General features: G+C 50.0%; 13 protein-coding genes and 1 tRNA gene. 6 read left to right on the forward strand and 8 right to left on the reverse strand.

The window, feature by feature from the left end:
* Positions 1–288 precede the first annotated feature (288 nt).
* Together ACYVAM_RS30450 and ACYVAM_RS30455 are read left to right on the forward strand one after the other, a co-directional pair.
* On the forward strand, positions 289–687 hold the full coding sequence (locus tag ACYVAM_RS30450; protein WP_461073931.1) for a hypothetical protein: 399 nt from the start codon (positions 289–291) through the stop codon (positions 685–687).
* Between the two features lie 93 nt (positions 688–780).
* A complete protein-coding gene (locus ACYVAM_RS30455) occupies positions 781–1,080 on the forward strand; it encodes a hypothetical protein (protein WP_461073932.1) in 300 nt (99 codons plus the stop codon).
* A gap of 33 nt (positions 1,081–1,113) precedes the next feature.
* On the opposite strand, the gene ACYVAM_RS30460 is transcribed toward ACYVAM_RS30455, so the two are convergent.
* Both ACYVAM_RS30460 and corA read right to left on the reverse strand, forming a co-directional pair.
* On the reverse strand, positions 1,114–3,654 hold the full coding sequence (locus ACYVAM_RS30460; protein WP_461073933.1) for a bifunctional UDP-N-acetylmuramoyl-tripeptide:D-alanyl-D-alanine ligase/alanine racemase: 2,541 nt from the start codon (positions 3,652–3,654) through the stop codon (positions 1,114–1,116).
* Positions 3,655–3,735: 81 nt separating this feature from the next.
* On the reverse strand, positions 3,736–4,818 hold the full coding sequence (gene corA, locus ACYVAM_RS30465) for a magnesium/cobalt transporter CorA (protein WP_461073934.1): 1,083 nt from the start codon (positions 4,816–4,818) through the stop codon (positions 3,736–3,738).
* Positions 4,819–5,112: 294 nt separating this feature from the next.
* On the opposite strand from corA, the gene ACYVAM_RS30470 reads away from it, so the two are divergent.
* Both ACYVAM_RS30470 and ACYVAM_RS30475 read left to right on the forward strand, forming a co-directional pair.
* Positions 5,113–6,252, forward strand: coding sequence for a glycoside hydrolase family 18 protein (locus ACYVAM_RS30470; RefSeq protein WP_461073935.1), 1,140 nt, complete (start codon positions 5,113–5,115; stop codon positions 6,250–6,252).
* A gap of 82 nt (positions 6,253–6,334) precedes the next feature.
* Complete coding sequence (locus tag ACYVAM_RS30475) at positions 6,335–6,964, forward strand: DNA-3-methyladenine glycosylase family protein (protein ID WP_461073936.1); 630 nt, start codon at positions 6,335–6,337, stop codon at positions 6,962–6,964.
* A gap of 5 nt (positions 6,965–6,969) precedes the next feature.
* Here ACYVAM_RS30475 and ACYVAM_RS30480 read toward each other — a convergent pair whose 3' ends face one another.
* From ACYVAM_RS30480 to purL, 5 genes are all read right to left on the reverse strand, one after another.
* Positions 6,970–8,364, reverse strand: coding sequence for a DUF4403 family protein (locus tag ACYVAM_RS30480; protein WP_461073937.1), 1,395 nt, complete (start codon positions 8,362–8,364; stop codon positions 6,970–6,972).
* Positions 8,365–8,415: 51 nt separating this feature from the next.
* Complete coding sequence (locus ACYVAM_RS30485; protein ID WP_461073938.1) at positions 8,416–8,571, reverse strand: FeoB-associated Cys-rich membrane protein; 156 nt, start codon at positions 8,569–8,571, stop codon at positions 8,416–8,418.
* Positions 8,572–8,672: 101 nt separating this feature from the next.
* A complete protein-coding gene (locus ACYVAM_RS30490) occupies positions 8,673–9,209 on the reverse strand; it encodes a YfiT family bacillithiol transferase (protein WP_461073939.1) in 537 nt (178 codons plus the stop codon).
* A gap of 200 nt (positions 9,210–9,409) precedes the next feature.
* A complete protein-coding gene (locus ACYVAM_RS30495; protein ID WP_461073940.1) occupies positions 9,410–10,210 on the reverse strand; it encodes an inositol monophosphatase family protein in 801 nt (266 codons plus the stop codon).
* A gap of 106 nt (positions 10,211–10,316) precedes the next feature.
* Entirely contained in the window at positions 10,317–12,581 is a 2,265-nt protein-coding gene (purL, locus tag ACYVAM_RS30500) for a phosphoribosylformylglycinamidine synthase subunit PurL (RefSeq protein WP_461073979.1), read from the reverse strand.
* Between the two features lie 178 nt (positions 12,582–12,759).
* Between purL and ACYVAM_RS30505 the strand changes: the two genes are divergently transcribed.
* Both ACYVAM_RS30505 and ACYVAM_RS30510 read left to right on the forward strand, forming a co-directional pair.
* Positions 12,760–12,844 (forward strand) — tRNA-Ser (locus ACYVAM_RS30505).
* A gap of 260 nt (positions 12,845–13,104) precedes the next feature.
* Complete coding sequence (locus ACYVAM_RS30510; RefSeq protein ID WP_461073941.1) at positions 13,105–14,382, forward strand: site-specific integrase; 1,278 nt, start codon at positions 13,105–13,107, stop codon at positions 14,380–14,382.
* Positions 14,383–14,436: 54 nt separating this feature from the next.
* Here ACYVAM_RS30510 and ACYVAM_RS30515 read toward each other — a convergent pair whose 3' ends face one another.
* On the reverse strand, positions 14,437–14,682 hold the full coding sequence (locus ACYVAM_RS30515) for a hypothetical protein (RefSeq protein WP_461073942.1): 246 nt from the start codon (positions 14,680–14,682) through the stop codon (positions 14,437–14,439).
* Positions 14,683–14,822 lie beyond the last annotated feature (140 nt).

A 14,822-nucleotide genomic window follows, 5' to 3' on the forward strand; every position in this document is an offset into this window, starting at 1 on the left:
AGCTTTTTACTCCTCCCTATAACAATATGCCTGAACGACTCGTTTGGCTAAGTTAGAAGGCAGTTTACTGCTTTTGTAGGGGTTCTTTAATTACGATTAATAACTCCTAGGTGTGGATAGAAAGCGGAAAGCCTGGCTACTTTGTGGCTAGGCTTTTTTGTTTTACTCATACTTATTTAGACTTTTCTATGGAAAATGCGTCACCAGCAACCGCCATTTCTATTGCATTTTTCAGTATATTCGCTACCTGGAACCGAATAAGTCCTATTTAGCTTACTATCTCTCGACATGAAATTTACAAGTCTGGCCCTTTGTCTGTTGATGGGCCTGTCGTTTCTGGGCTTCGCCCAAACGAAATCGGTAGAGAACGAAAAATTCGTTTTCCTTAATAATGGTGCCACAATTGGCATGATCGTTAAATCAGTCCTGAAAGCGGATAAACAACGATTGAAACTAACTGACCAGCAACTACCGAAAGCCAAAGAAATTATTACCAATGCCACGGTCAGTTTCAATGAGGGCGTAAAGAAGCTAAAAGCAAGCGGCATGACCAGCAAAAAGCTGCGCGCTTTGGCAGTCGTTGTCGAAACCGATAAAGTACACGCCTATAAGCCACTCTTGACCCCTGAACAATACGCCATACTGGTTGCCAATCATAAGAAAGTCTTCCCCGAAGGAAAGGTTTAACTAGGTACTCAGACTTACACCAGCCTTTAACTGTCCAATACCAAGAACTTTCCAACTCGTAGTCAAATCTTTTCACCTATACGCCGAATTGATATGATCGCCTTTCTGATTGCCCTTGCGGTAACCTTGCTTTGGTATTTCTTTGACAAACCAGTCAGGAAAGTGCAGCCTGAAAACCAATCTACTGAGCAGTATTGGGATACCATCCGAAAAGATGACCTGGATGTGTATAAACGGGAAGCCTCTGAAAAACAGCCTGACGAAAGACTGTCACATATGCCTTTGGGCATCGTATACTATAGTACGCCGGGCAAATCCTACAAACGGTTTATCCAGGACGGGCGCATCCTGAACATTGACAAAACTTGGCCATATCCTCCCAATACCCCTTGAAGCCTGCTTCTGACTGGCACAGGAGCAATAAAATTAGTTTCCTTCCTTGAAAAACACCCGTTTCACGCGCTCACTGACGCCCGTCAGGATTTCGTATGGGATGGTCCCTATGCGTTGAGAAAGCTCAGTAATCGGGAGGTCGGGGCCAAAAATAATTACCTCATCCCCTTCGCTGGCCGACGCAGCTGTGACGTCGATCATGGTCATGTCCATGCAAACATTTCCAACGGTTGGGCAACGCGTTCCGTTTACCCAGACCTCGCCAATACCATTTCCCAGCCGACGGTCATAGCCATCGGCATACCCAATGGCGAGCGTAGCGATGCGGGCGTCGTGATCGAGTACCCCCCGGCGGCTGTAGCCTACCGACTCTCCCGCCCGAACGGTTTTGATCTGGCTGATCACAGTCCGCAACGTACCTACCGGTTGCAAAGCGGCCTGATCGATCTGGGCAGCTTCTACCCCATACAAACCAATCCCTAACCGAACCATGTCGAGTTTGTACTCCGGGAAGCGCACGATACCAGCGGAGTTGAGCAGATGCCGGGTCGGCCGGTAGCCAAGCGCCGATTCAAGAACCGTCGTACTTCGGATGAAACTCGCATATTGCAACTCCGAAAAGGAGTTGAACTGCGCATCATCGGCCCCAACCAGATGACTGAATACGGTAGCTACCCGCAATGCCGGGTTGTGGATCAGGTAATCGGCAACCGCTGGGGTTTCACTCTCCAGAAACCCCAGCCGGTGCATCCCCGTATCGATTTTCAAATGGATCGGGTAGACGGCCGGTCCTGCTGCCGGTTTACCCGCTACCGGTTCCGACTGCTCGCGGATATAGCTTCCCCATTCCAGCAGCATACGCAGGCTGTATAACTCGGGTTCGAGCTTATATTCCAGTAGGGTTGCAAACGTTTCGGGGGCGGGGTTCATGACCATGATCGGCAAGTCCACCCCATTTTGCCGGAGCGATACGCCCTCATCAGCATAGGCCACTGCCAGGTAGTCGACCCGGTGAAACTGCAACAGTTGAGCCACCTCGGCGCTTCCGCTTCCATAGGCAAATGCCTTTACCATCACCATGAGTTTCGTGTCAGAGGTCCGGGATGACGCATCCTCGTTCCGGGCGATCCGCTCGCGGTAATAGTTTAAGTTGTGGGTCAAAGCATCCAGATTTATCTCCAGTACCGTGCCATGAACTTTTCGCTCCAGCCGATGCACGATCCGTTCGAAGGAAAAGGGTCTGGCTCCTTTTACCAGAACCGTACTATCGCGCAGATCGCTGAATACAAAGCGGGTCAGAAATTCTTCCGTCGTTGCGTAGAACAGGCTGTTGGTCGCAAAAAAATGGGCATTCCGGCTGACAACAGGGCCAACCCCTATAAACTGCTCCACCTCGCTGGCCCGGATCAACTCCCCAACCTGCTGATACAACTCGGCTTCGGGTTGCCCGGACTGAAGCACATCGGACAAAATGACGACCCGTCGACTTCGGGTACGTTGCTGATTCAGAAAACGCAGAGCGAGTTGTAAACCAACCACATCATTGTTGTAGGAATCGTCGATCAGCACACAGTTGTTGATGCCTTCTTTTTGCTCCAGCCGCATGGAAACGGGTCGCAATCGGTTCAGACGGGTTTGCAATTCGGCCGTATCCCAGGGGCGCAGGGTCAGCATCGTTACGAGGCAGTGCATGAGGTTTTCCAGGGAGGCCGGGTCGGTAAAGGGAAGCGTCAGGGACAGCCCGTTCTTGCTTTCTTTATTCAGGCTCAGTTGATTTCCCTGCATTAATCCCTGATATGTGGCGGGCTGGCCTGTTAACGACCAGGTTATGAGCCGCATATCGGGGTTGACGGCTTTCAACAGCATGTTGACTTCTTCGTCAATATCCGTGTAATCGGCAGAATAAATCAGGGTGTTGGCATGGATAAACAGCCGTAGTTTCTCCGCTACTTTTTGTTTCCGTGTTCGGAACCCTTCGTCATGAGCCGTCCCAATGTTTGTAAAGATGCCGATCGTTGGCCTGATGATGGCTTCCAGGGCCTGCATCTCCTGCGCTTTGGATATGCCAGCCTCAAAAATCCCCAGGGTATCGCCCTCGGTCAGTGTATGCACGGACAACGGCACGCCCAACTGCGAATTATAACTCTTAGGGCTTTTAGCCACAACGAATCCCTCGGACGAAAAACCCCGATCAAGTAATTGAGCCAGCCACTCCTTCACGATGGTTTTGCCATTGCTGCCGGTTATGCCGATGATAGGAATCCGAAACTGTCTTCGGTATTCGGCGGCCAGGGTTTGTAGCTTGTGCAGGCTGCTGTCGACCTCAATAAACTGAGCGTCGGTGTAGGCGGCCAGTTCATTCCGGCGTTCGGCTGTCAGGGCCGACCGTTCGACCACGAACTGACGTATTCCTTTCCGGTACAAGTCGCCAATGAACGCATGCCCGTCGTGGTGCTCGCCCTGAATGGCAAAAAAAACAGACTCAGCCGACCGCGCATCCGTGACAGGTCCTGTCACCTGCCGCGAATCGGTAAACCACTGTCGGTTAATCAATTGAAAGTCTTTTGTAAGCATAATATGGGGAAAACTGCCCGCTTCAAAGTGTCCGATAGTTCGTGTAAGCGACTGAATTCTGGATAGATGTAACCGAAATGATCACATCCATCCCCGTCGTTTAAAATAAATAATTTCGCCAAGGGCAATGAAGGCCATGACAAATAAAGTCCAAAAATAACCCGTTGACGAACGCAATTCGGGCATATTACTGAAATTCATGCCGTAGATACCCGCGATGAACGTCAGCGGAATAAAAATAGCCGACACAATGGTCAGCGTTTTCATCACCGAGTTCATGCGGTTGTTCACGATCGAATAATACACGTCCATCAACCCGGCAATGAGTTCCCGATACGATTCGAGCGTTTCGATGACCTGATTGACATGGTCGGACAGGTCACTCAGGTAGGGCATCGTACTGTGCTGGATCAATTCCGATTCGCCCCGCAGCAATAACCCGATCATGTCGCGCAAGGGGTTGACCGTTCGCCGGATAAAGGCCAGTTCACGCTTGAGTTTATACAGCGTAGCCAGGGTTTGCTGGGTTGCCCGTTCCTGAACAATCTCATCTTCCAGTTCATCCATTTTTTCCCCAATACGCTCCGTTATCACGAAATAATGGTCAACAATTACGTCCATCAGGGCATAAAGCAGGTAATCGGCTCCATTACGGCGGGTTTTGCCCGACGAGGCCTTGATGCGATCAATGACTGGTTGAAAGATATCCTTTGTCCGTTCCTCCTGAAAGGAGACCAAATAGTTCTTGCCCAATACCAGACTAATGTGCTCGATGTCTATTTCCTGCAACTGACGACTGTGGTGCAGCATTTTAAGCGTTATAAACACAACAGTGTCGTCATACAGGTCGATTTTTGGTTTCTGTTCCGTGTTCAGCACATCCTCCAGCAATAGTGGATGCAGGTGATATTGCTGGCCAAGGGCAGCCACTACTTTGGGTTCATGGATCCCATCCACATCGACCCAGCTAACATAGGGAGACTCCGTATTTGGCAGTTTGCACGCACTCAGTCGGCTGCTGTCATCAATTTGGTAATCCGTGGCGTTATAATCGATGCGTTTAATTTTTATGGCGTGTTCAATTTCCTGGCCCACATAGGTAAGGGTGCCAGGCGAAGTGCCGAGCAATTTCTCAGCGGATCGGTTGCGTCGGCGTTTCGACATACGTTACTAAATGTATTGGCCAGGGTTGGCTTTCGTTTTGAGGTCAAAGATAAATCAACTACTCTGGACGTAACCGAATGTTCACAAAATGAGTTTTAGCCTGCCTTGGGTAGCGTATTAGCCCGACCGCCCCATTCGGTTTAATAATTGAAAAATGACGTCCACAGCGTTAGTTAAGCACTATTGAACAAGTCTGTCTCCGTATATTTGTGGCACAGTGCCCTGGGCTGCCCTTTTAGCGACAGCTTTATTGCTACCGTTTCGACGGCCTGATTTACCCTCTCACTCATTCCCATGAAAACCATTCTCCTAGTTGCCACTTCGTTCCTTCTACTTTTCGGACAAACAGTTCTGGCGCAGTCGACAGCAAAATCCTACGTTATCATTGGCTATGTCACGGGCAATGGCTGGACCAAAGACCAGATCGAAGCCAGAAAGTTAACCCATATCAACTATGCCTTCGGTGTTCCTGACCAACAGGGCCAAATAGCTCCGCTCAGCAAAAAAGACGCCGAAAATCTGGCTGCGCTGACGTCTCTCAAAGCCACGAACAAGGACCTGAAAGTACTGCTTTCCATTGGCGGCTGGGGTGGCTGCAAATACTTTTCCGATGCGGCCCTGACGGATGCGTCTCGCCGTAAATTCACCCAGAGTGCGGTCGATATACTAAAAAAACACCGGCTCGATGGCATCGACATCGACTGGGAGTACCCGGACCAAATTGGCGCTGGCAACATTTTCCGGCCGGAAGACAAGCCGAATTTTACCCTCTTTTTGAAAGCACTGCGGGATGGTCTGGACGCTCAGGGTAAACTGGACAAGCGCACCGGCAGCAATCACTACCTGCTCACAGCCGCCACCGGGGGCGATACGGCCTTTGTCAATCATACCGAGTTAGGGAAAGCGCAGGTTTACCTGGATTACGTCAACATTATGACCTACGATCTGTATCACGGTAATGACAAAGTAACCGGGCATCACAGCCCCCTGACCCAGTCGGCCAAAGGCGATCACGCCCGCAACAGTAGCGCCGATGCCGTCGACGGCCACATTCGGGCGGGTGTACCGGCCAGTAAAATTGTGCTGGGATTGCCGTTCTACGGGCGCGGCTGGGCCGACACCCGCGATCAGGATAACGGCCTGTTTCAACCCGCAACGGGTAAACATTCGTTCATTAGCTACGACGAGCTGGCCGATAAGTACATTAATAAGAACGGATTTACGCGCTACTGGGATGCCGATGCCAAAGCGCCTTATCTGTGGAATCCAACGTCGCACACGTTTATCTCCTATGCTGACCCTGAATCATTTACGTACAAATTAGCGTACGTCAAATCAAACGATCTGGCCGGTGTCATGTTCTGGGAGTACATCTACGACCTTAAACAAAAGAGTGTTCTGCTGAATACCCTGGTTGAGGGACTGGGAAAATAAGACGCTGTAAACAGTGTCTGGGCTGTGCTATGGTATAGTCCGGACAGCCCCTAAATCACCCTTCTTCCGGTAAGCTATCGACATGTCTCCCGACTCCCCTGCTATCAGGCACCTGGCCTTCGATCCGGTTATGGCCCGTATCATTGCCGAAACGCCATCGCCCAAGATTTTTAATGACTACGCCGACGATCTGTATCTGGCCCTGCTGGAAAGTATTGTGTCTCAGCAGATTTCGGTAAAAGCAGCCGATGCCATTTTTGGTCGTTTTCGGGCGCTGTTTCCCGACAACTACCCGGATGCGAATGCGCTGTTGCTCAAAACCACCGAAGAGCTACGAAGCGCAGGTTTGTCTTTTCAGAAGATCAAGTACCTCCAAAGTGTGGCAACGTTCTCACTCGAAAAGTCAGGCGCGGCACTGAGTCGGGCGTATGTCGATGCCATGACCGATGAAGAAATCGTCCAGTACCTGTTGCCCATCAAAGGAGTTGGCCGCTGGACGGTGGAAATGCTGCTTATGTTTGTACTGAACCGCCCGGATGTTTTCCCGATCGATGATCTGGTGATTCGGCAACGAATGATGCGGGCCTATCCTGAACAAACGAACGGACTGACGGGTAAACCGCTTTACAACGTGTTACTTGACATCGCCGAGCCCTGGCGTCCCCATCGGACAACGGCCAGTCGCTACCTTTGGCGCTGGCAACCAAACTAGTGCAGTTATAACTTTTTAATTTTTACCGCCACCTTCGATTTTACTTTGATCAAGACCTGAACCCCGTCGGGCCGGACAACGATGCGTTGGGGAATTAGTCGGAACGTGTCCAGATTGAGGGCCGTTTTCTGCCCAACTTTGGCATTGGCAAAAGCGGTTTCAATTTTCTCGGGAATGGTAGCAATCTGCTGATTAAGTGGAATAATCATGGCCGCCTGAATCGTATCGCGCAGGTGATCATGAAGCAGCCAGTCGGCTGTTGCAAAAAGGCGCTCCTTGGTATCTACGTCAAAATCAACGTCCTGCATTCGAAGGGTATTGGTAAGCGTATCATAATGCGGATTCCCGTGGAAAAACAGCGTTCCCTTTACGCGCCCGCCTACGTCGGCTTTTAAAATAAGCTTGCGGCCACTGCCATAAACCATCGCTTTGTTTACGGTCACATTGCCCCCGGCGAGATTAAGTTTTTGTTTAATCAGCTTCTGTGCCAGTACCGTATTCACATCGGTATACGGAATAAAGGCCAGCACCTCGATACGCGCCGAATCGGGCAGGCTATTCCGGCGTAGCAACCGGGGAAGGCGCTCGAGCGAATCGACCAGTGGTTTTGGTCCCAGATGTGTTTTTACCCGGAAGGCAATCTGAATGGGCACCGTAATCTGTTTTCTATTGCCGTATACTGGCGCAACCGCAATACTGAACGGCTTGGGGAGCAGCCAGAAATTTTCGGGCACTTTGGCAATCCGCAACGGATTTTGCATATCACGCCAGACTTTCCTCACCTCCCGGTCAAGCCGGAGTCCGTTATACACAGCTTTGTCGATAGCGCCTTCAATGTCGGCCCGTCGCTTATCCAGAATTTTTTCGGCAATTTTCTTGACGTTAAACTTTATACCCAGCATCTGCACCTTTGGCTCCTGGGTCCACTGGTAATTTTCGAAACGGGATTTCGTGGCCAGCCGCCAGGACGAGCCGACACCAACGGGGCTGTTAAACGTTACAGAAAGGGCACAGAGTGGGCGGCTTTTGCGTTTTTCGGCTTTACGAAGACCGATCGGATTGGTGTACCAGACCTGGAGTGGAGCCGAGAAATATACTTTTCGATTTGCATACCGGATACGCACCGGACCGGTACGTTCTACACGCAGTTTCCAGGCTTCCCCTTTTCGGCCTTCAAAAGTTTCTTCAGGCACCAGGGTTGTCGAGAGAGACCGGTTGATTTTAGCCTCTAAGTCGCTGATATTGAAGGTTAAATTCCCGGCCATGTAGGAAACCGGGTCGGTAATAGCCGGTTCGTACTCCTCCTGAACCGGCGCGTCCGGGCGAACGCGATGGCACCCGTCCAGACTTAGAATAAAAACGAGTAGAACAACTAATCCGGTAATTCGCTGAGCATTCATTGCTACAACTAACTACAGGCTTACTAAAATGTTATAGGCCTAAACGTATATTCACTTTACGGTAGACCGGGCCGAGAGCTTAGTGTCTGTGGCACAGCCACATCCTTTACCACAACCAGCTTTTTTTGCTGAAAAATTCTGGTATGCCCGATTGCCCAAATAAGCGAGAGCGACGGCAAAAATCAGAAAAATGAGGAGTTCCTGCATGGCTTTACGTTTACAGTATTCGCGGTTCCCCGCTGGGATTTATGGTTTGAGATCGGGCCTGTAGGCTGTTGGTCGACAAACCGTAAACCATAAACGAGTAATTACGCCCAACCGTTCCGCTGAGCTAAGCGGAAAGCATGTTGATAGTGGTGTTCACCGTGCCAGGCATACATGGCAACAACTTCCCGAAGAACAAATGTTCGCTGGCTACCGGGGTGGAAATACGTCCGGCCTAGTTCGGCATCGGTAAGGGCGTTCAGGATTGTCACCCACCGCTGGTGCAGGTTTCGCAGAATAACCAGCGAGGGGGCGATGTCGAGGGTAGAATCGGGCAGTTTTGCCCATTCACCTTCTTCATAGGGCGAGATGGTTGGATTAAATTCCGTTAGCGCCAGTTTTGTGCGAACATACGCATTGATGTGGCTATCGGCCATGTGGTGTACCAGTTGGCGGATTGTCCAGCCCCCGGGTCGATACGGTGTATCCAGCCGGTCATCGCCCCATTTGCCCACCAGTTCCGTCAGTTTGATAGGCAGTTCATCGATGGCTGCAATGTGCTGCCGTGTGTGTTCGTCCGAAAAAGACTGGCCATAAACGAAGTCACCAATAGGGTATTTGAGTGCATCCAGATCCTGCATAAGACTACTTGTGTTTTATTGTTATACCAGCCTGACCTACCAGACTTATTCCACAAATATAGTTTTTGGCCAGCCTGTCAAATGCGTCCGGTTTTCAAAAAACGACCAGTCCGGCTTGCCTACGTACCAGACAGCTTCCAGTTATCTGAATGAAGCGGATTTTTTGCTAACACGCAGGCAGCTGGAAGCTGTCTGGTACTTTATCGCCAAAACTCCTGCATAACCTTCATCAGTTCAGGGTGTATGCCACAGGCCGCCACCACATCACCCCGGAACAGGAATTCATCCCCTCCTTCGAAGTCACTCACAACACCACCGGCTTCCCGCACGAGCAGTACGCCAGCGGCCATATCCCAGGAATTAAGGTTGTATTCATAAAACGCTTCGAACCGGCCGGCAGCCACATAAGCCAGGTCGATAGCGGCCGACCCCATTCGGCGCAAGCCGTGCGTTTGCTGCATCAGCGACTCCAGAATACGCAGATAGGCCTGCATCTTGTCAAAGGCGTAGTAAGGAAATCCGGTGGCAATCAGGCTCTCGCCCAGTTGGGTAGCCGGCGAAACGGACATTCGTTTACCATTGCAATAAGCCCCTCCACCCTGCCAGGCTGAAAAACATTCGTTTCGGTTGGGGTCGTAGATGACGCCGGCGATGGGCGTTTTGCCCTGCGCCAGCCCAATGCTCACCGAGAAAACGGGGAGATCATGTATGAAATTGGCCGTACCGTCGAGGGGATCGATGATCCAGTTAAGCGCCGATTGATCCGCTTCCTGCCCCGTAGTGCCTTCTTCGGTAATAAAACCGGCTTCGGGCAGTAACTGGCGCAGCTTTTCAACGAGCTGTTTTTCCGTTTCTTTGTCTACGTAAGATACCAGATTATTCAGTCCTTTGTATTCGATTGCTTCGCGCTGAAACCGACTCCGTTCCTGAAGTAAAAAAGCGCCCGCATCGGTGGCAATGGTAGCGATTTCCCGGGTAATCGCGGCTAGGTCAAGTGCCATAGAATGAGTTAAAATATAAAAAGCCGATGATCTGCCAACAAGCAGCTTGCCGGGCGCATCATCGGCCGTTCTTAATAGTTTTCAGGTCCGTTGAACACGTTAATGATTAGGCCATGATTTTACCCAGCGCATTGTCGTACAGATCCTTTGCTTCAGCCAGTGTGATGATGGGCGTTCCGTCGATCACAAACGCGGGCGATGCATCCGTTACGGTGCCCAGGAGCATAAACGGCATGACCGTATCATGCAGGTAGCCTTCCAGATGCTTCTGTTGCTCGGGCGATATCGTCACGACCACGCGGCTCTGGCTCTCCCCAAAGAGGAACGAATCCAGCCGGTGCCGGTCATCCGAAACGATGTCAAAGCCTTTGTTTCCGGCCATGGCTGACTCGGCCAGGGTAACAAATAAACCACCATCCGACACGTCATGGGCCGACTGAAGCCAGCCTTTGCGAATCATGGTTTTGATTCCTTCCTGCACGTGCCATTCATCGTCAAATTCGAAATAAGGTGCGGGTGAAGCTTTAATGTCCAGGAACGAATACAGGTACTCCGACGAAGCGATGTCGTTCGTTGACTGCCCGATCAGATAGATCAGGTCGCCTTCGTTTTTGAAATCCAGCGTCATACGGTGGGTCGGGTCTTCCATCAGGCCAAGCATACCGATGGTTGGCGTCGGGAATACAGGGCCGTCGTCGGAGCTTTGGTTGTAGAAACTAACGTTACCGCCCGTAACGGGTGTGCTGAACCGGCGGCAGGCCTCGCCCATGCCCTGAACGGCTTCCACAAAATGCCAGTATACTTCCGGTACGTAGGGATTCCCGAAGTTCAGGTTGTTGGTGACCGCCAGCGGTTCGCCCCCCGTGCAAACGATATTGCGGCAGGCTTCAGCAACGGCAATCATAGCGCCCTGACGCGGGTTTGCGTTGACGTAACGGCTGTTACAGTCAACCGTAATGACGATGGATTTGTCGGTAGCCGGAATGCCGGGCCCTTTCACCCGCACAACAGCCGCATCGGAAGGCGAGTTGGTGCTGCGATTGCCGGTACCCACCATCGAATCATATTGTTCGTATACCCACTTCCGCGAGCAGATATTCGGGTGTGCCAGCAGGTGTTCGGCAATTTCCCGAATGTCTTCCTTCTCGATGTCGTCGACATCCGTAATATCGAATTTAGCGTATTCTTTTATATAAGCCGGTTCTTTATACTCCCTGTTGTACTGGGGAGCCCCCCCACCCAAGACCAGATCGTAGGCAGGTACATCGGCAACGACTTCGCCATGACGGTAGAAATGCAGACGACCCAGGTCATTATCGCCACGGGCCGTTACTTCGCCGATTTGCGCGCAGTTCAGATCCCACTTATCGAAAATACCCTGAATGATGTGTTCTTTTCCCTTCTCGATCACGACCAGCATGCGCTCCTGCGATTCGGACAGCAGAATCTCGAAAGGGGCCATGTTGGGCTGACGGGTGGGTACTTTGTCGAGGTCGATGATCATGCCGTGCTCGCCTTTCGCACTCATCTCCGACGTTGAGCAGATAATCCCGGCGGCACCCATATCCTGAATACCAATCACATAGCCCGTCGCAATGATTTCGAGCGTGGCTTCCAGCAACAGTTTTTCCATGAATGGATCACCTACCTGCACCGCCGGTAGCTTATCCGTCGATGCGGCCGAGATGTCTTCCGAGGCAAACGTGGCCCCGTGAATACCATCTTTACCCGTGGCGGAGCCAACAATAAACACCGGGTTGCCCACGCCGAAGCTGGTGGCTTTCGCCGACTTGCCCACTTCGACAATACCCGCCGAGAACGCGTTCACCAACGGATTGGTGTTGTAACAATCATCGAAGAAGAGTTCACCGCCCACGGTTGGAATGCCGAACGCGTTGCCATAATCGCCGATGCCTTTGACAACACCTCGCAGCAACCGCTTGGTTTTGGGCAGATTCAGATCGCCAAAGCGAAGGGAGTTTAACTGAGCAATGGGCCGGGCCCCCATCGTAAATATATCGCGGTTGATACCGCCGACGCCCGTGGCAGCTCCCTGGTAAGGCTCCAGTGCCGATGGGTGGTTATGCGATTCGATCTTGAACGAGCAGGCCAGTCCATCGCCAATGTCGACCAGACCCGCGTTTTCTTCACCAGCTTTGGCCAGCATTCGATCGGAATCGCGGGGCAGGGTTTTCAGCCAGACGATGGAGTTCTTATAAGAGCAGTGTTCCGACCACATCACCGAGAAGATACTCAGTTCAGTAAAATTTGGCCGTCGGCCTAGAATTTCGGCAATTCGATCAAATTCTTCGGGAAGCAGGCCCAGTTTGCGGGCGGTCTCAAGCGAGGGTAGCGATTCGAGGGTATCCATTGTAAAGAGCGAAAGAGTGAACGAGCGAAAGAGAGCCTGAGTGAACAGAAACGGATCCGTTCCTGTACTCATTTACGCTTTCGCTCTTCAAATCATTGCCAAAATTAGCCTTTTTACCTGAAAATGGCCCGCAGTGGGTTGACAAATCTCAAAACGTTCTTATATTTGCACCCAAGAAAGAGAGATGGCAGAGTGGTCGATTGCGGTGGTCTTGAAAACCACTGACTGTAACAGGTCCGGGGGTTCGAATCCCTCTCTCTCTGCATAAGCATCTCAGTTATACCGAGCCTCCCTCCACAAAGGGAGGCTTTTTTGTTGGTTCTCAGTCTACTTACCTCTTCCTTAAGCTCTTGTCATTGTGAACGTTCGGAGGCCAATAAGGAGGCACTTATTTTCCCGAGGTGGCACGTATGTGTTTTAGTAAAAATACATACTATAATACAACTATATTATAATTTAAACTTAGTAGGTTTACGGATTCAATAACTTGAAACACCGTTGCCTTTAAATGGTCACAAAAAGAATGGAAAAACTTTTTTGGGCTCATCCCTCAAAAAAATCTCCCGATTTGATTACAATATATTTCCGTATTACAATGGATAAAACCCGCGTCGAGCTCGGCTCGACCGGAATCCAAGTCCATCGAAAACACTGGAATCAGGAAGCCCAACGAATTACGGCTCGTTCGGCAGAGGCTCAACAACAAAACCAAACGCTCGACATCTGGAAAGAACGCGTTTCGGCTATTTATAACGACTTCTTACGAAAGGAGGAGCCGTTTACCGCCAACAACATAAAAATGCTGTTCAAACAGGACGGTAAAGGGTTTTCGTTTATTGCCATCTTTGAGCGGTATTTAAAGCATATAAGTAAGGACCCTGAGATTACTCTCGGGACCTATCAAACGTATGATGCCGTTAAGAATAAAATTGAAATCTGGTTGAAGCTTAAAAAGCAGATTGATTTACCGGGAGAATCGTTCGGCTTAGCTCTCATTGAGCAGTATCGTTATTTTATGCGCGTCGAGGAGAAACGAAAACCCGCTACGATTCGTAAGCATACCCAAACGATTAAGCAAATACTGTCTTGGGCTTTCCTTAACGACTACATGAACCGAGACCCATTGCAAGGCTATCGGGTTAAAGCAGTTAAGCCGAATGACCCTGTTTTCCTTTCTACTTCTGAACTTCTAAACTTATTAACATATGACTTTGGCGATACTGATAAGGTACTTGCCGAGGTTAGGGATTATTTTTTAATCTGCTGTTTCTCGGGACTTGCCTATACGGATATAAAATCCCTGCAATCGAATCACCTTATTTATAAAGTAATGTTAACGGAGGCATCCGAGCCGGTCGGCATGGTATGGCTCGAGAAAGATCGGGTTAAAACTGACGTTAAAGCTCGACAACCTTTCCACCCAATTGCTAAGTATATCCTCGATACTCGTTATGATGGAAAACCGGAGCGAATCCACGTTCGGCCAAACCAGAAAACGAACTTGTATCTAAAAATTATAGCAATGCGTGTCGGTATAAAAAAGGTTTTAACAACTCATGTAGGCCGGAAAACCTTTGCAAACCTCTGTCTTAACGGAGGACTTTACTCGGATGTATTTTCTCCCATTTGCCCCGAAATCAAAAACTATAGCAACAAGATTTTTTCTACCGAATCAACGCTTGTTATGATGGGCAGAACATCAGCAAAAGGGCTCGAGGCTTACGCTAAGGTTGACGAACGGAGAATCCTGCTCGAGCTTAAATCTTTTCCTACTCAATCGCCTTTCACAGATAACGACTAGAATATTGAATAACCTTATACGTAAAAAAGCCGAGTAATAAACTCGGCTTTCGTTTTAAACTTCTTCGATTTGCTCCTCGTGTGGCTGGTCAAAAAGAGCAGCATCGAGCATTTCCAAGCTCCGGCTTATCTGACATCGCTCTCGTAGGTCCTCGAGCTCTTGAGGAGTCCAGTTCGCGCGACTCTGTATCTGTTCAAAGAAATACAAGACTGCGGCTTTCAGATTTTCGGCTGAGCTGCGAGTTTCCTCCCGCTCCAAGCTGTAATTTTCCAGGGCTGCAATAATGTCGTTAAGGTTCATGCTGTAGTATTTGTTGTGATTTACTTAGGCGAACGCAAAGCAACTAAGGAAAAGCTAGATTTTCGCTCTAGTGCCTCAAATGAGGTATAAAATAAGCAATAAAATGCTAGAAATCAAAAGATTAACAGAGTTTTAACCTA

It is taken from the genome of Spirosoma horti (assembly GCF_054776595.1).